Source organism: Vibrio minamisatsumaniensis (assembly GCF_050337445.1).
In the GTDB taxonomy this organism is placed as follows: domain Bacteria; phylum Pseudomonadota; class Gammaproteobacteria; order Enterobacterales; family Vibrionaceae; genus Vibrio; species Vibrio artabrorum.
In genome coordinates this window covers 1-17,662 of the sequence record NZ_JAKJSY010000085.1, presented here as the reverse complement: position 1 = coordinate 17,662, position 17,662 = coordinate 1, and the positions used below count along the sequence as shown (strand labels likewise).

Annotated in this window: 12 protein-coding genes and 7 pseudogenes; 14 read left to right on the top strand and 5 right to left on the bottom strand. The window is 42.8% G+C overall.

The annotated features are described in order from the left end of the window. The first annotated feature begins 319 nt into the window (after window positions 1–319). The 3 genes from L4B77_RS16785 (at window position 320) to gcvP (ending at window position 5,017) form a co-directional block, all read left to right on the top strand. A complete protein-coding gene (locus L4B77_RS16785; protein WP_429751840.1) occupies window positions 320–1,612 on the top strand; it encodes a serine hydroxymethyltransferase in 1,293 nt (430 codons plus the stop codon). Window positions 1,613–1,664: 52 nt separating this feature from the next. Further along, window positions 1,665–2,045 (top strand): glycine cleavage system protein GcvH, encoded by a 381-nt coding sequence (gene gcvH, locus L4B77_RS16780; protein ID WP_261839945.1) that lies wholly within the window; start codon window positions 1,665–1,667, stop codon window positions 2,043–2,045. A 92-nt stretch (window positions 2,046–2,137) separates the two neighbouring features. Next, a complete protein-coding gene (gcvP, locus tag L4B77_RS16775; protein WP_429751837.1) occupies window positions 2,138–5,017 on the top strand; it encodes an aminomethyl-transferring glycine dehydrogenase in 2,880 nt (959 codons plus the stop codon). Window positions 5,018–5,445: 428 nt separating this feature from the next. Here gcvP and L4B77_RS16770 read toward each other — a convergent pair. Beyond that, window positions 5,446–5,796: pseudogene (locus L4B77_RS16770) on the bottom strand (IS1 family transposase); the annotation flags it as partial. A gap of 166 nt (window positions 5,797–5,962) precedes the next feature. On the opposite strand from L4B77_RS16770, the gene mglB reads away from it, so the two are divergent. The 3 genes from mglB (at window position 5,963) to mglC (ending at window position 9,606) form a co-directional block, all read left to right on the top strand. Further along, a complete protein-coding gene (gene mglB, locus L4B77_RS16765; RefSeq protein ID WP_429751835.1) occupies window positions 5,963–6,937 on the top strand; it encodes a galactose/glucose ABC transporter substrate-binding protein MglB in 975 nt (324 codons plus the stop codon). A 142-nt stretch (window positions 6,938–7,079) separates the two neighbouring features. Next, window positions 7,080–8,588, top strand: a complete 1,509-nt coding sequence (gene mglA / locus L4B77_RS16760) for a galactose/methyl galactoside ABC transporter ATP-binding protein MglA (RefSeq protein ID WP_429751842.1) — start codon at window positions 7,080–7,082, stop codon at window positions 8,586–8,588. Between the two features lie 10 nt (window positions 8,589–8,598). Further along, window positions 8,599–9,606, top strand: coding sequence for a galactose/methyl galactoside ABC transporter permease MglC (gene mglC, locus L4B77_RS16755; protein ID WP_429751833.1), 1,008 nt, complete (start codon window positions 8,599–8,601; stop codon window positions 9,604–9,606). A gap of 27 nt (window positions 9,607–9,633) precedes the next feature. Here the strand turns inward: mglC and L4B77_RS16750 are convergent. Continuing rightward, window positions 9,634–9,900: pseudogene (locus L4B77_RS16750) on the bottom strand (transposase); the annotation flags it as partial. Between the two features lie 79 nt (window positions 9,901–9,979). Next, window positions 9,980–10,086: pseudogene (locus tag L4B77_RS16745) on the bottom strand (helix-turn-helix domain-containing protein); the annotation flags it as partial. A 121-nt stretch (window positions 10,087–10,207) separates the two neighbouring features. On the opposite strand from L4B77_RS16745, the pseudogene L4B77_RS16740 reads away from it, so the two are divergent. The 3 genes and pseudogenes from L4B77_RS16740 (at window position 10,208) to L4B77_RS16730 (ending at window position 12,771) form a co-directional block, all read left to right on the top strand. Then, window positions 10,208–10,876: pseudogene (locus L4B77_RS16740) on the top strand (SDR family oxidoreductase). A 139-nt stretch (window positions 10,877–11,015) separates the two neighbouring features. Continuing rightward, window positions 11,016–11,645: a GrxB family glutaredoxin gene (locus L4B77_RS16735; protein WP_429751831.1), complete on the top strand. Its 630-nt coding sequence runs from the start codon at window positions 11,016–11,018 to the stop codon at window positions 11,643–11,645. A gap of 10 nt (window positions 11,646–11,655) precedes the next feature. Beyond that, the gene (locus L4B77_RS16730; protein ID WP_429751829.1) at window positions 11,656–12,771 is read left to right on the top strand and encodes an alkene reductase; all 1,116 of its coding nucleotides are present in this window, start codon (window positions 11,656–11,658) and stop codon (window positions 12,769–12,771) included. A gap of 401 nt (window positions 12,772–13,172) precedes the next feature. On the opposite strand, the pseudogene L4B77_RS16725 reads toward L4B77_RS16730, so the two are convergent. Then, window positions 13,173–13,784: pseudogene (locus L4B77_RS16725) on the bottom strand (IS5 family transposase); the annotation flags it as partial. Window positions 13,785–13,938: 154 nt separating this feature from the next. On the opposite strand from L4B77_RS16725, the gene L4B77_RS16720 reads away from it, so the two are divergent. The 4 genes and pseudogenes from L4B77_RS16720 (at window position 13,939) to L4B77_RS16705 (ending at window position 16,985) form a co-directional block, all read left to right on the top strand. Then, the gene (locus L4B77_RS16720) at window positions 13,939–14,385 is read left to right on the top strand and encodes a VOC family protein (RefSeq protein ID WP_429751827.1); all 447 of its coding nucleotides are present in this window, start codon (window positions 13,939–13,941) and stop codon (window positions 14,383–14,385) included. Between the two features lie 174 nt (window positions 14,386–14,559). Then, complete coding sequence (locus tag L4B77_RS16715; protein ID WP_429751825.1) at window positions 14,560–14,685, top strand: aldehyde dehydrogenase family protein; 126 nt, start codon at window positions 14,560–14,562, stop codon at window positions 14,683–14,685. Window positions 14,686–15,128: 443 nt separating this feature from the next. After that, complete coding sequence (locus L4B77_RS16710) at window positions 15,129–15,815, top strand: TetR/AcrR family transcriptional regulator (RefSeq protein ID WP_429751823.1); 687 nt, start codon at window positions 15,129–15,131, stop codon at window positions 15,813–15,815. Window positions 15,816–16,020: 205 nt separating this feature from the next. Then, window positions 16,021–16,985: pseudogene (locus L4B77_RS16705) on the top strand (IS3 family transposase). 148 nt (window positions 16,986–17,133) lie between these two features. On the opposite strand, the pseudogene L4B77_RS16700 reads toward L4B77_RS16705, so the two are convergent. Next, window positions 17,134–17,370 (bottom strand): annotated as a pseudogene (locus tag L4B77_RS16700) (methyltransferase type 12); the annotation flags it as partial. A gap of 62 nt (window positions 17,371–17,432) precedes the next feature. Between L4B77_RS16700 and L4B77_RS16695 the strand changes: the two are divergent. Then, window positions 17,433–17,662: transposase (locus tag L4B77_RS16695; RefSeq protein ID WP_429751821.1), on the top strand; the 230-nt coding region annotated here is incomplete at its 3' end.

Genomic DNA, 17,662 nt, shown 5'->3' with positions numbered 1-17,662 from the left:
CTGTAACAAAATAAGAAAAACTGTTTCCTATTGGAAATTATTGTTGAAAATTGAATTTAACAGGGCTATGTTATCGACTTGTTAGCTGAAAACATGCCACTTAAGCTAGCAAAAATGAGTGTTTTGAAATTTGTAATAGTTGTTTTTCACCCGATTTTTGGGTACCAATTCGTGCTGCATCGCCCCTACAATGATCGATTTGACGCAATAAAAGTATGTTTATACCACTAATAATGCAAACGATTCCGATGCAGAAATTAATGTAAGACCTAATGGATTATAAAAACAATCACCATTAGCTTAATGAAAGGTCTCGACAATGAACGCTTACCAAAACCATAGCTTAGACAGCTTTTTCTCTACCAACTTATCGGCAACCGATGACGCTGTGTTTGCCGGAATCCAAGCAGAGAACACTCGTCAAAACGAACAAATCGAACTGATTGCGTCTGAGAACATCGTTTCTAAAGCCGTAATGCAAGCACAAGGCACCTGCCTAACCAACAAATACGCAGAAGGTTACCCAGGCCGTCGTTATTACGGCGGTTGCGAGCACGTTGACACGGTTGAATCCATTGCGATAGAACGCGCGAAACAGTTGTTCAAGTGTGAATACGCAAACGTACAGCCGCACTCGGGCGCTCAAGCAAACGGCGCAGTCAAACTTGCCCTACTTCAACCGGGCGACACCATTCTTGGTATGTCTTTAGACGCTGGCGGTCATCTAACACATGGGGCACGTCCTGCCATGTCAGGTAAGTGGTTCAATGCGGTGCAATATGGTGTTGATCGCGACACACTTGAAATCGATTACGAAGCCGTTCGTGCTTTAGCTATCGAAAGCCAGCCAAAAATGATTATTGCGGGGGGCAGTGCCATCCCACGCGTGATTGATTTCGCTAAATTCCGTGAAATCGCGGACGAAGTTGGCGCTATCCTAATGGTCGATATGGCACACATTGCTGGCCTTATCGCGACAGGTGCCCACCCTAGCCCTCTACCACACGCGCACGTCGTCACGACAACAACACACAAAACATTGCGTGGCCCACGCGGCGGTATGATTCTGACTAACCACGAAGACATCAACAAAAAGATCAATTCTGCCGTGTTCCCGGGTCTACAAGGCGGTCCGCTGATGCACGTTATCGCTGCTAAAGCCGTGGCGTTTGGCGAAGCGCTTGGCCCTGAGTTTAATACTTATATTGATTCAGTGATCAACAACGCAAAAGTTCTCGCTGAAGTGTTGCAAACTCGCGGTTGTGACATTGTGACTAGCGGTACGGACACGCACCTAATGCTGGTTGACCTTCGCCCTAAAGGCTTGAAAGGTAACGTAACAGAAGAAGCATTAGAGCGTGCGGGCATCACATGTAACAAAAATGGTATCCCCTTCGATACAGAAAAGCCGATGGTGACTTCTGGTATTCGTTTAGGTACGCCAGCCGGAACCAGTCGTGGTTTTGGCGTTGAAGAATTCAAACTTATCGGTGAATGGATCGGCGATGTACTTGATGGCTTAGTTGAAAGCCCTGAAGGCAATGCTGAAGTTGAGCAACGTGTTCGCAAACAAGTTAAAGCGCTTTGCAAACGCTTCCCTCTTTATCGTTAAACCGTTTTTAAGATTTAAATTAAAACCTCATAAATTTTTTGGAGAATAAGCAATGGACAATACACTAAAGTTTGCAGACAGCCACGAGTGGGTAAAAGACAACGGTGACGGCACTGTAACTATTGGTATTTCTGAGCACGCTCAAGAGCTACTCGGTGACGTTGTGTTTGTTGACCTGCCTGATACTGACGACGAAATTGAAGCGGGTGAAAGCTTCTCTCTCGTTGAATCAGTAAAAGCAGCTTCTGATATCTACGCACCAATCTCTGGCGAAATCGTAGAAATCAACGAAGAGTTAGAAGATAGCCCAGAGCTTATCAACGAAGAACCTTATGAAGGTGGTTGGATTGTTAAAGTGAAGATGTCTGACCCGTCTGAACTCGATAACCTTAAAGATGCGGAAGAATACCTAAGCGCTATCGAAGAAGACTAATTAGGTACCCTCATTACGTTAAAAGCTGCTCTTTGGAGCAGCTTAATTTTAGGGGCTAGCTCACGGCTCCAAAGAGAAAGTAGAACGATATCATGACTGAATTACTTCAAAGCCAATTACTGAAAGACTTGGATACCCAACACGAGTTTGTTGCTCGTCATAACGGCCCTAATAAAGCAGACCAGCAAAAAATGCTTGAAGCGATCAACGCGACGAGCTTAGACGCGCTGATCGACGAGACGGTTCCAGCACAAATCCGCCTTGAAAAACCAATGACACTGGCTGCGCCAATGAGCGAAATGGACATGCTGACCTCTCTTAAAGAGATCGCTAACCTAAACCAAGTGAAACGCACCTTCATTGGCCAAGGCTACTACAACACATTCACGCCAAACGTTATTCTACGTAACGTATTAGAGAATCCAGGCTGGTACACGGCTTACACACCATACCAACCAGAGATTTCTCAAGGTCGCCTTGAAGCTCTACTGAATTACCAACAAATGGTCATGGACCTAACCGGTATGGAAATCGCAAACGCATCCCTTCTTGACGAAGCGACCGCGGCTGGCGAAGCAATGACACTGTGTAAACGTGCCGGTAAAAGCAAGAGCAACGTATTCTTCGTTGCTGACGATGTTCACCCTCAAACACTCGAAGTGGTGAAAACTCGTGCTAAGCACATCGGTTTCGAAGTCATGGTCGGTACGCTTGAAACACTGCCAGAACAAGACGTATTTGGTGCGCTTCTTCAATATCCAGGAACAACAGGCGAAGTTCGCGATCTAACCGATATCATTGCAAAAGCTCAAGCCCATAAAACACTGGTTACCGTGGCGACCGATCTACTTGCCTCTGCTCTACTGAAACCGGCTGGCGAAATGGGCGCAGACGTCGTTATCGGCAGCGCGCAACGTTTCGGCGTTCCTATGGGTTACGGCGGTCCACATGCGGCATTCATGGGCACTCGTGAAAAGCATAAGCGCACCATGCCGGGTCGTGTTATCGGTGTTTCCATCGATACTCACGGTAACCAAGCGCTGCGTATGGCCATGCAAACTCGTGAGCAACACATCCGCCGTGAAAAAGCGACATCCAACATCTGTACTGCTCAAGCACTTTTGGCAAACATGGCCTCTTTCTATGCGGTATACCACGGTGCAAAAGGCCTTCGTACCATTGCTCGTCGTACACACCACATGACAGCTATCCTAGCGGCTGGCCTGACTAAAGCGGGTTACGAGCTAACGAATAACAGCTTCTTTGATACCATCACGCTGAACACAGAAGACAAGACAGATGCACTGTACGCGAAAGCGCAAGCAGCCGACATCAACCTTCGCCTTCTTAAGGGTAAGATCGGTATCAGCTTAGATGAAACAACAACGATCGACGACGTAAATGCCCTATTCGCTATCTTCGACGTGAAAGAAGACGTTCAAGCACTCTCTTCTGACATTGCATCCAACGAGTTTGCAGCTATTCCAGAGAACTGCCGTCGTGAATCAGAGTTCCTAACTCACCCAGTCTTCAACACCCACCACAGCGAAACGCAAATGATGCGTTACCTAAAACAGCTTGAGAACAAAGACTTCTCACTCACGCACGGCATGATCCCACTGGGCAGCTGTACGATGAAGCTGAACGCTGCTGCCGAGATGATTCCAGTCACATGGCCTGAGTTTGGTTCTATCCACCCATTCGCACCGATTGAGCAAGCTGCTGGATACACTGCACTAGCAAAAGATCTTAAAGAGAAGCTATGTGAAATCACTGGTTACGACGATTTCTCACTACAGCCTAACTCTGGTGCATCTGGTGAATACGCAGGTCTAATCGCGATTCAACGTTACCACGCAAGCCGCGGTGAAGCTCACCGTAACGTTTGTCTGATCCCAAGTTCGGCGCACGGTACTAACCCTGCAACAGCGTCTATGGTTTCAATGAAGGTCGTCGTTGTTAAGTGTGATGAAGATGGCAACATCGACATGGCAGACCTAGCAGCGAAGATCGAGAAGCACAAAGAAAACCTATCAAGCATCATGATCACTTACCCTTCTACGCACGGCGTATACGAAGAGCAAGTGAAAGAAGTGTGCGAACAAGTACACGCAGCGGGCGGTCAGGTTTACCTCGACGGCGCGAACATGAACGCTCAAGTCGGTTTAACTTCACCTGGCTTCATCGGTTCAGACGTGTCTCACTTGAACCTACACAAAACATTCTGTATTCCACACGGCGGTGGCGGTCCGGGTATGGGTCCTATCGGCGTTAAATCGCACCTAGCTCCTTTCCTACCAGGTCACATCGAAAACGGTGTACAAGGTTCGGACTACGCGGTTTCAGCTGCCGATCTAGGTAGTGCTTCCATTTTACCTATCTCTTGGGCTTACATCGCAATGATGGGCGAATCAGGCCTAACAGACGCAACCAAAGTAGCGATTCTGAACGCAAACTACGTGATGGAGAAACTACGCCCTCACTACCCTGTTCTTTATCGTGGTATTAATGGCCGCGTCGCGCACGAATGCATTATCGATATTCGTCCACTAAAAGAAGACACAGGCATCAGCGAGGAAGATATCGCGAAACGTCTCATGGACTACGGTTTCCACGCACCGACAATGTCTTTCCCAGTAGCGGGCACATTAATGATAGAGCCGACTGAATCGGAAGATTTGGAAGAGCTAGACCGTTTCTGTGATGCGATGATCGCCATCCGTGAAGAGATGGCGAAGGTTAAGAATGGTGAATGGCCACTGGATAACAACCCGCTTGTTAACGCGCCACACACTCAAGTTGACCTTTCAGGCGCAGAATGGGATCGCCCTTACTCTCGCGAACTGGCTTGCTTCCCATCGAAAGCAACGAAAAACGCGAAGTACTGGCCGACGGTTAACCGTGTAGACAACGTATATGGCGACCGCAACCTAATCTGCTCGTGCCCAAGCATCGACAACTACGAAGATTAGTTTTGTAGATTGAGGATGACTGATTAAGTTGGTTAATTCCTAATAATTCAAAAGCGAACCCTTACAAGGTTCGCTTTTTGCTTTGTGGACAATCTGGCGTTAATCAAATTAGAGGCTCATTAACTCGAAAATGGACAGAACCTTGCCAGTTACATTACTAAATTAGGATATAACCGATTAGTTGAAGTATAGGAAGTTAACGCACAATTAAGGTGTGAACAACGCCTCCACCCAAACCTAAAGCATAGTGCCGTAAACACTAAAGCTGATTCAAAACAAAAGTGCCAAGCGTTACGAATCCCTCTTAAATTGCTTGTTATATTTTACCACAAACACATGATTTACTTGAGAAAGAACTGCCATTTCTGGTCATGGCTCCAACCTGTTGATTAATGATAATACTCACGCTCAATAAAGGTACCAATGACTTAATCGTGCATCTCTTCTGACTTTGAAAAACCAATGGTTCTTCGGACTAGACGTTTAATGCGGGATCTCAGTGTCAGATTAGTTCTTTCTATCCTTTGTATGTACTGTTTACCAATTATGTGCTTCTCTGCTGGTAGGTTAGCCGAGTACACCCTGTCATCAGTACAATAAAATGGAATGGTGAACTTTGACAACAAGCGTTGTAGCTCATTAAAGGCTTCAGTATCTTCTTTGCCAAAAGCGTGTGCAATCACACGTTTATATCTAAGCTCCCATGCGCACCAGAGCCAGCGCTGATTTTTCTTCTTACCGACAAATGACCATTGCTCGTCAACTTCACATATCCATTCATAAAGCAAAAAAAAAGTAACAAAATGTTAACTTCCTCATTTTTTTATTTTCAGATTCAGTTTAGCCTCTTTTAGGTAAACGTTTTCATTCTGGTGGTATTAAGTATACCAATACCAAGTGAAATGGATTATTCACAATAAAAATAATGAAACATAGGATACCTACATGAAAAAAATCGTACTTGCTGCAGCTATTACCTCTGGGTTGTTATTCGCAACTAATGCACTGGCTGAAACCTCTATTGGTGTTACCGTTTATAAATATGATGATAACTTCATGTCCGTGGTAAGACAGGCACTTGAAGCGAATGCCGCTAAAGATCCAAGCGTCAAAGTGTTAATGAATGACTCACAAAACAACCAATCTATGCAAAATGATCAGATTGACGTCATGTTAGCTCGTGGTGTTCAATCACTGGCGATTAACTTGGTTGATCCAGCAGCTGCGCCTGCCGTGATCAAAAAAGCGAAATTAGATGAAGTTCCAATTGTATTCTACAACAAAGAACCGTCTGCTAAAGCAATGGCAAGTTACGATAAAGCTTACTACGTAGGTACTGATTCTAAAGAGTCGGGCATTATTCAAGGCAAAATGATCGCTAAGCAATGGAACGCTAATCCAGCTTGGGATTTAAACAAAGATGGCGTGATCCAATACGTATTGCTAAAAGGCGAACCAGGTCATCCTGATGCAGAAGCGCGTACAACTTACGTGATCAAAACCTTAAACGATAAAGGTTATAAAACTCAGCAACTGCAACTTGATACTGCGATGTGGGATGCTGCAATGGCAAAAGATAAAATGGATGCTTGGCTTGCAGGTCCAAATGGTAAAAACATTGAAGTGGTTATTGCCAATAATGATGGAATGGCTATGGGCGCAATTGAAGCATTAAAAGCAGCCGGTACTATGCTGCCAGTGTTTGGTGTGGATGCATTAACTGAAGCGGTTGCACTTGTGAAATCAGGTCAAATGGCGGGTACGGTTCTAAATGATGCGGATTCACAAGCGGAAGCGACATTTGAACTTGCTCGTAACCTTGCAGAAGGTAAGCCTGCAACTCAAGGTACTAAATGGAAATTAGACGGAAAAGTAATCCGTGTTCCTTATGTTGCAGTTGACAAAAGCACTCTGAAATAATGATTTTTGGTCGTTGAAGTTAGATCTTTAACGACTGACTATCAGCATAAAATAGACGCTAAAAATTAAAAGGAAGACTGGCTAAATCTGGTTGGTCTTTTCTTTTGTCTTATCGATTAGCAATATTAATTTGAGTGTGACTATGGATATAAAACAAGATTCCTACTTGCTGGAAATGACAGGGATTAGTAAGCAGTTTCCAGGGGTTAAAGCATTAGATAAGGTGAGTTTAAAAGTTCGCCCTCATTCTATTCATGCCTTAATGGGTGAAAATGGCGCGGGCAAATCGACGTTATTAAAATGCTTATTTGGTATTTATGAAAGAGATGAAGGTGATATTGTCTTCCTTGGTGAAAAAGTCAACTTTGACTCTTCAAAAGAAGCTCTAGAATCTGGTGTTTCGATGGTTCACCAAGAGTTGAACCAAGTGCTTCAAAGAACGGTAATGGATAATATTTGGTTAGGACGCTATCCGACCAAAGGATTTTTTGTCGATCATGACAAAATGTATAATGATACGAAAGCGGTATTCGAAGAGCTTGATATCAATATTGATCCGAAAGAGAAAGCCGGTAATTTATCGGTATCTCAAATGCAAATGGTTGAAATTGCTAAAGCTTTTTCTTATGACGCTAAAATCGTGATCATGGATGAACCGACTTCGTCATTAAGTGAGAAAGAAGTCAGCCATCTATTTAAAATCATCAATAAACTCAAAGAAAAAGGCTGCGGAATTGTTTATATATCTCATAAGATGGAAGAGATATTTGCCATTTGTGATGATATTACCATTCTACGAGATGGTCAGTGGGTCGAAACAAGACCACTTGCTGGGCTCGATATGAATTCCATTATTAGTATGATGGTTGGCCGTGAACTTACCAACCGATTCCCAGAAAAAACCAATATTCCTAAAGAAACCATTCTTCATATTCGTAATTTAACCGCATTAAATCAACCTTCTATCCAAGATGTGAGCTTTGAGCTGCGCAAAGGTGAAATCCTTGGTATTGCAGGCTTGGTAGGTTCTCGCCGTACCGATATAGTCGAAACTATTTTTGGTATCCGAGATAAATCGAGTGGCGATATTTTATTGCACGACAAACTAATGCGTAATAAAGATGCCCATGAAGCAATACAGAATGGTTTTGCGTTGGTAACAGAAGAAAGACGTTCTACTGGGATTTATGGTGAGCTTGATATTACCTTTAACTCCCTTGTCGCTAACGTTGAGCAGTATAAAACCCAATCCGGTTTGCTCAGTAATTCTAAAATGAAATCAGATACTCAATGGGTGATCGATGCAATGAGGGTGAAAACGCCGTCTCACGGCACAACCATTGGATCGCTATCGGGCGGTAATCAGCAAAAAGTGATTATTGGTCGTTGGTTGCTAACGGGGCCGGAGATTTTAATGCTGGATGAACCCACACGAGGCATTGATGTTGGCGCTAAATTTGAAATTTACCAACTGATCCTCGAATTGGCGAATAAAGATAAAGGCGTGATTATTATTTCATCAGAAATGCCCGAATTATTGGGCATCACCGACCGTATCCTCGTGATGAGTAATGGCCGAGCTGCTGGAATAGTGGAAACCAAAAACACGACTCAAACTGAAATATTAGAATTAGCGGCACTTTATCTGTAAGGGATAATCCATGGAAAATTTAAAGAAACACAGTTTAAAATACATTAAAGCAGGCGGTATTTATGGCGTGCTGCTTATTCTTCTGGCAATCATTGTTATTCAAGAACCATCATTTTTAAGTCTACGTAATTTAAGTAATATTTTAACTCAATCTTCTGTACGAGTGATTATTGCACTAGGCGTTGCAGGGTTAATTATTACCCAAGGAACCGATTTATCGGCAGGACGACAAGTCGGTTTGGCTGCAGTACTTTCTGCTAGTTTGTTACAAGCAACCGATAACGCGAATAAAGTATTTCCACAGTTAGGTGAAGTGCCAATCGTGGGCGTTATTGTCATGGTGTGTATTGTTGGCGCATTAATTGGTTTAGTGAACGGTATTATTGTGGCGTACATGAAGGTAACTCCTTTTATTGCCACGTTAGGCTCCATGATCATCGTATACGGTATTAACTCTTTGTACTTTGACTCTATTGGTGCATCGCCTATCGCGGGTTTTGATGAGCGTTTCTCAACCTTTGCACAAGGCTTTATACGGTTAGGTGATTTTAGGCTTTCCTACATTACTTTCTACGCGATTGCCGCAATGATTGTTGTTTGGATCATGTGGAATAAAACGGTCTTTGGTAAAAATATTTACGCCATTGGGGGTAACCCAGACGCAGCAAAAGTATCTGGCGTGAACGTTCCAATTACATTGCTAAAAATCTACGCTATTTCAGGTGTGTTCTATGCTTTTGGCGGCATGTTAGAAGCAGGACGTATCGGTAGTGCCACCAATAATGTGGGTTTCATGTATGAATTAGATGCCATCGCTGCTTGTGTGGTTGGCGGGGTTTCTTTTGCTGGTGGTGTCGGTACCGTGATGGGCGTGGTTACTGGTGTATTGATCTTCACCGTGATCAACTACGGCATGACCTATATTGGTGTGAGCCCATATTGGCAGTACATCATCAAAGGTGGCATTATTATCTTTGCGGTAGCGTTAGATTCAATGAAGCATGGAAATAAGAAATAAGAAATAAGAAACGATCTCGTTTGTAAGGCAAACAAGCGGGATGTTAGCTAGCTTAAATACTGAGTCTAGAAAACCTTGCAGCGCTCTCAATGGCATAGAGAAAACACGTTTCACCATCAGTGCGGTAGTAATGGCTAAGTCGCTCAATCGGCGAGGTCTACCGCGCTTGCCTTGTTTGTTTTGCTTCCACTCGGCTACCCCTTCCTCATCAATCCAAAAGGTTAGAGAACTACGGTTGATTAAGGCTTTATTATACTGCTTCCAGTTATTTGTTTTGTAACGAGGTTTAGACATGAGGCTACGACGATTGATGGGCGTAGCCGATCAGATCGTAGCTTCTTGATTTAGATCCATCGAATTACGCAACAAAGCCCCTACCAGTCACCGTTGCTGGCGATAAGCCTAATTCTCTGCCAGCCGCTGCTAACCCTTGTTCTTCACAATGCTGACAAACAGCGTCATATCTGAAAACTTGTCCATGCTATCTCCTCAAGCTTATTTATACGAATAAGCTAAATAGTCAATTCAGATATTACCTAATTATCAAATTTCTTCCAATCAATATACTTACTTCATTAACACAAGAACTAGAGAATAAATCATGAAAAAAGAACAAGTAATTTATGTCGTACTTGGCGGTACATCTGGTATTGGTGCAGAACTTAGTAAACAACTTGCAAGCGAAAATGCGGTTGTCCATGTAGCAAGCCGTAAGACAGGCTTAGACATCACTGAGGAGCAATCGGTTTACCAATACTTTGAAACCATTGGTGCTTTTGACCATTTGATCCTCACTGCAGGTTCTTATGCTCCAGCAGGCAAAGTGGTAGACGTGGATATCTCCCAAGCAAAACATGCTTTCGATACCAAATTTTGGGGCGCCATCAACGCGGCGAAACATGGAGCTCGCTACATCAAGAAAGGCGGCTCAATCACACTCACTTCCGGTATGTTATAGCGCAAAGTTGTCGCTAATACCTACGTAAAAACCGCCATCAACGCTGCCATTGAAGCAACTACGAAAGTACTAGCGAAAGAATTGGCTCCGATTCGAGTGAATGTGGTGAGTCCGGGTTTAACCAAAACCGAGGCATATCAAGGCCTGAGTGAAGACGACAGAAATACTCTGTACCAACGCACGCAAAATAGCTTACCAGTGGGCAAAGTTGGCGAAGCCAGTGATGTAGCGAAAGCTTATCGACTCCTGATTGAAAACAGTTACATGACTGGCGCTGTGATTGATGTCGATGGTGGAGCACTGCTTGGTTAACAACAAATAAAAACAAGCTACCAGAGCAATAAAACAGCATGGCTCCAGCTGCAACAACTAATTTCTCCCTACAGGCAGCCCTGACTTAACGCTTCTCGAGCAAGCGGGGCTACCCAATACGAATCACCAGGAAAATACTATGAAACTCTACATTTACGAACATTGCCCATTCAGTGCTCGCGTCCGCTACGTTGCAGGCATGCTGAATATCCAACTCGACGTCATCAATATTGCTTATGACGACGACAAAACCACAATAGACCTGATTGGAACCAAGCAAGTGCCACTTCTTATCAAAGACAACGGTGAAGCGATGGCAGAAAGTCTAGATATCATTGCTTACTTCCTTGAACTGGCAACATCAAGTGAAACAAACCAACCGTCGCAACCGGTGTTGGATTGGCAAAAAATCGCGTTCCTTCCATTACAAAAAGTGGGTTACCCACGTTGGTCAAACATGGATTTGCCAGAGTTTGCCACTCAGTCTGCACAACAAGCTTGGCGCGCAAAAAAGGAAACGGATGTACTCAATTTTGATGCACTTCTGCAAGACACACCAAACATTGCCAAAGAGGTCGAAGCGCTCATTGAACGTGCGAAAAGCGTGTTGAATCTCGACTCTTATCAGCATGTGACTTTGGTAGACGAAGCAATCCTATTTTCGATTTTGCGCGGGTTCTTCAGCGCCGCAGAAATCCAATGGGACAACGCCGTGAAAGATTGGATGGAATCTGTAAGCAACAAAACCCAAGTACCACTACTTAAGTAAGGAATCGATTATGAGCAAACTATTTGAACCAACACAGCTGAAACAACTAACTCTACAAAACCGCGTAGCCATGGCTCCAATGACCCGAGCGCGCACTAGCCAACCAGGAAACATTCCAAACCAAATGATGGCGACTTACTACAAGCAGCGCGCTACCGCTGGCTTAATCATCTCTGAAGCCACCCAGATTTCAGACGATTCACAGGGTTACTCATTCACACCAGGCGTCTACACTGATGAACAAGTGGCAGGCTGGAAAACCGTCACTCAAGCAGCAAAAGAGCAAGGCGCAGCTATGTTTTGTCAGTTATGGCATGTTGGTCGTGTATCACACCCGACATTCCAAAAAGGCGAACAGCCTATTGCCCCATCAGCACTAAAACCTGTAGAAACCCAAGTGTGGATTGCCGACGAACAAGGTAATGGCAACATGGTCGATTGTGTCGAGCCACGAGCGATGACTCAAGCGGATATTGACCGTGTGGTTAGTGATTTTGCCCATGCAGCGAAACGTGCGATTGAAGCAGGCTTCGATGGCGTCGAAATCCACGGCGGTAATGGTTACCTGATTGACCAGCTCCTACGTACCAATTCAAACCACAGAACCGACAACTACGGCGGTACTCGCGAAAACCGACTTAGCTTTTTATTAGAAGTGGTCGATGCGGTGAGCGAAGCCATTGGTGCCAACAAAGTGGGAGTACGACTCGCACCTTTCATCACTTTCAAGGACATGAACTGCCCAGATATTGTGCCAACCATCCTCGATGCATCGAAACAACTTCAAGCTCGTGATATTGCGTACTTACACCTGTCTGAAGCGGATTGGGACGACGCACCAGTGATTCCAGAAAGCTTCCGCATCGAACTGCGCGAATACTTTACCAACACGATTATCGTCGCTGGCAGTTACACCCAAGACCGTGCTGATGAGGTACTTGAGAAAGGTTATGCGGATTTAGTAGCGTTTGGACGCCCATTCGTTTCTAACCCAGATTTGGTAGCGCGCTTAAAGCACCAACATCCTCTGGCGGAACTGGATGGCTCAACACTATTTGGTGGCAATCAACGTGGGTATACCGATTATTCCGTACATAATAGACACTCTAGCAAACAATTAAGCTAGTAATGGAGTGCAGTATTTCCATCATGCCTCCTTGCTCAATCTTAAATCAGTATCAACAAATAGTTGTCAGGCTTGCAAGGTCTAAGTTTTTGAAAGATCGATTGCATTGGAAACAGTGCAATCAATTTGCCATTAATCAATGCAGTTGTTATCAAAAATAAACATTTGGATTATCAATATGAATCACTCTAATAAATACTATATTCCAACAACAATTCTTGGATTACTTTCCATTTTGACGGTGTTAGTTAACACTGAACTATACGATGGTTCTTGGTCAATGATATCTATGTCTCTTTTTGCCGTTGCTATTCCAATTTGTAGTTATATTTTTAGAAAAAACGCAGCTTTGTTGCGTAATTCAGTTTAGAAATGGATCCCCCCCCCGCTTCGCATGTTTTTTAGTCAATACGACAAGTTTCAGGCATACCTAATCCAGTAAACTTGTTCAGCGCCTTTATCATCGCGTAAGTTTCACCCACCTGCGCATTGTAATTTCTTAAGCTCAATCGTCCTCCTAACAACTGATTAACTCGATACATCTCCGTTTCTGAGAGTGAACGTCTGTGGTATCCATACCGCTCTTTCCAATGCTCATTTGAGCCTTATAACTTCTGGCAACTCACGGCAAGATTTCGAGAGTGACCACGCTCCCAGAAGGCTGCTCCTTCTCTTGGGGGATCAGTGCGACGGCTCTCTTAATCTTAATAGCAGCGTGACACGCTCTCGTGTCGTAAGCGCCATCACCAGACACCAAGTTCGGGAGTGCTTCTCCATCTGTAACCGTCGATAAACTTAGCTCAACTGCATTAATCTCATGAGTGCTGGTATCGACTGCAATATACAGCTTTCGCCAGACTCTACGTTTGCCACCCGTCCCATGTTTTCACCTTCGCCATAAACCTTAAGGCCAGTTGCATCAATGGCATAGAAAACACGCGTTTCACCATGAGCGCTGTCGTGATAGCTAAATCACTGAACCGACGTTGCCTCCCGCACTTATTCTGTTTACTTTACGCCCACCCATCAAATCAACATTGTTTATCATTTGATAAATAACTTGATATTATTTATCAAATGATAAACAATGTTGTGGTTAAAAAACATACAGATATTTTGGTTCGTAACTTACGAATAGAAATTACCAGTAGACCATAAGGAGTAATTATGATTGTACGAGGCTTTGAACACTTCACCATTCGAACTAACAAACTTGAAGAGACCAGAGATTTTTATATAAAGCTTTTAGGCCTTAGGGTTGGCCCTAGGCCAGACTTCAACTTTAATGGATATTGGCTTTATCATAATAATGACCCGATCTTCCATTTAGTCGAAGCAGCAATGAATGAAAATGACCCGGTTGCAAAGTATTTAGGCATGAAAGACGTAGATAAAGAAGGCTCAGGAAGAATTGATCATCTTGCATTTCGCATAGAGGGTTATGCATCACTCTTAGAAAAAATAGAAATTTTTGACTGGAATTACTTCGAACGTACTGTTCCAAACATATTTGAGCACCAAGTTTTTTTCACGGACCCGAATAAGATAACTATTGAACTTATCTTCCATGATAGTGAGTATAAAGAATGGCAAAAGCCTAATAAAGGGATCTAATTATGAATTTTGTTAAGACCTCATTTATTGCTAATAGCCCATCAAGTAATGAACAACGCATTCACATAGTAAGAAACCCTTATTCTAGCGAGCTTTTAGTTCAGTAGAGTTAAGTGATCAAAATGATATCGCTCTGGCTTTTGATAACGCACGTGGTGTATTCAAGAATCGAAAGTGACACAACAAGAAATATTCGGACCTGTGATCGCACTCTATTCATACTCAAACATTGGTGATGCAATAGAGCAAGCTAATCACACTCTATTTTCGTTTCAGTATTCAGTATTCAGTATTCAGTAAAGATATTGACAAATTAAATTATATCGCTAGGGAATTAAATTCGTCAGCTGTGATGATTAATGACCAGACTCTACGCTTGCCACCCGTCCCATGTTTTCACCTTCGCCATAAACCTTAAGACCACTTTGTCTTTCAATACCTCAATCAACGTTTATGCGCAGATACAGCTCTTTATCTGCGTTGTTCTTCAAAATCCTGAAACGATACTTCGGTGTCCAAACTAATTGAACCTTGACTGTGTACACCCACGTTTATTACCCTCTTTGAATTTGCTAAAAATCAGCCATCAAGATAACACTTGTAATGTCAATTGAAATTCAATCTTTTTTGTTATTGTTGCACATGTGATCACGTCACACTCCATAATGAAACTATTTACATTAACGGCAAGTATCATTAGATTCATAAATTATCGTCATCAGAACAAACCAGAGTAGATAGGTATGACAAAGAAAACAGCACTCATTCAAGCCCAAGATTCAAACAGCATGATCCAAAAGTCGGAAAAAGTTATTACGAAATACATGACTGCGACAGAACGCGAGACTTACATTATCAAACGAGCAATCGAATGTTTTGCTCAAAATGGGTTTAGCGTCACTACACGTGAATTAGCTAAAAATATAGGTGTTACCCAACCGCTGATATATCGATATTTTGGAAGTAAGGATGCATTGATTGAACGAGTTCATCATGAAGTGTTTGTTTCTCGCTGGAACCCTCAATGGGAAATTTCACTATCTGACCACAAACAGTCTATAGAAGAAAGGTTGATCAACTACATAGAAGAATACACTTCGGCTATTTTACGAAATGATTGGGTTCGATTATTCATTTTTACTGCATTAAGTAATCCAGAGTTCAACAAAAACTATACTCAACTTCTAAAAGAAAAGATATTTTTTCCTATCTTACGCGAAATTAGGGTAGCACATGGGTTAGATCCAGCCCCTTCGGAAATTGATATTGAAATAATTTGGGGATTCCATTCAAGTTTCTTCTATATGGGTATACGTCGCTGGATCTATCTTATGCAACTACCTGAAGATATTAATAATATTATAAGAGCACGAGTAAAGCATTTTCTTTATGGATACCATGCTTTATTAGAAAATAATAATAAAGATTAATTRTCCATTTCGATTATTATCAAAACATTCAGCAGTCTTGGCGTGTTTTTTCTGTATTCATAGAACATAACAACGCTAAACACCAACGCCCCAAATTGTTGATGCTATTATTGCACTGTACGGATCTACAGATTTACTTAGTATGATCCGCACCAGAAGTTTTGGACACTGCGTTAAGTGAGTACAATCACTAACGAGGTGAACAATGACAACTAAGAAAACACGAATCAAACATGCTCCTGAATTTAAAGCTGAAGCACTTAAGTTAGCAGAGAAAGTGGGAGTCACTGCGGCTGCACGGCAGCTATCGTTATATGAATCCCAGACCTATGGATGGCGTAAATCCGTCAAAAAAGACGCGAAAGTCAGTGATAGAGAAAGAGAGCTCGCCACCGAAAATGCCAAACTCAAACGATTATTGGCAGAGCAAGCTGAAGAGCTAGATATCGAAAAAAAGGCCGCCACCTACTTCGCGAAAAATCTAAAGTAGATTGCTATGAGTTTATACTCGAACACCTTATGCAATATAGGATTGTCCGTATGGCTAAGGTGTTTAGGGTTTCTCGAAGTGGGTTTTATTACTGGATTGATAATCGCAATAAAGTCACTCAACGAAACGAGCACCGCAAGCATAGGCTTCCCGTTGTCCCGAACTTGCTTGACCAAGACTTTAATGCGACAGCCCCAAATCAAAAATGGGCTGGAGATATCACCTATCTCGCGACTAGCGAAGGCTGGATGTATTTAGCTATTATTATCGACCTGTATTCACGGCAAGTCGTTGGTTGGTCAATGAGTACAAGAATGACCGCAACTCTTGTCTGTAATGCGCTATCAATGGCTTTGTTCCGCAGAGGCATGCCAGAAGGAATGATTATCCATAGTGATAGAGGCAGCCAATATTGCTCAAAAGACTACCGAGACTTAATCGCAGCTCATAATTTAAAACAAAGTATGAGTAGGAAGGGAAATTGCTGGGATAACGCCTGTGTTGAAAGCTTTTTCCACTCAATGAAAGTAGAAGCCATCCAATACGAGCCGATAATGACGCGAGAAGAGATGCGCCAAGCACTTTTTGAATATATCGAAGTTGATTATAATCGAACAAGAAGGCACAGTGCTCTTGGGTATCTAAGCCCAGTTAACTTTGAAAAACAATATGTCGCTTAATGTGGTGTCCAGTCTGACTGGAGCAGATCACTAACGCCTGCATAACACGTTTACTACTATGCAATTATACTTAAAATTGACGCCTTAAAACGAGAAACACCCGGTAATCTGAGATTGCCGAGTGTAGTAAATAGTGTTGATGCATTGGTTATATTTTTTTACCTGAGAACAACGCAACACATCCTATCATTTCCACTTTTACATCTGTAAAGTGCTCATTTAACGATGCCACTAATGATTCTAAGTCATCATTATGGTTACTAAATATTCCTTTTTTATTGTAAACACCCATCAATTTTTTAGCGAAAAAGTTTGGTTTTGTACCCTTGCCCAAAATTGTACTACCAAACAATACCCCATCATCATTCAGATGTTCTTTTAGATGTGATCCGCACCAGAAGTTTTGGACACCGAGTTAAGTGAGTACAATCACTAACGAGGTGAACAATGACAACTAAGAAAACACGAATCAAACATGCTCCTGAATTTAAAGCCGAAGCGCTTAAGTTAGCAGAGAAAGTCGGTGTCTCTGCTGCCGCACGACAGCTTTCGCTATATGAATCTCAAATTTATGGGTGGCGTAAAGCCGTCAAAAAAGATGCGAAAATCAGCGATAGAGAAAGGGAGCTCGCCACTGAAAATGCCAAACTCAAACGATTATTGGCAGAGCAAGCTGA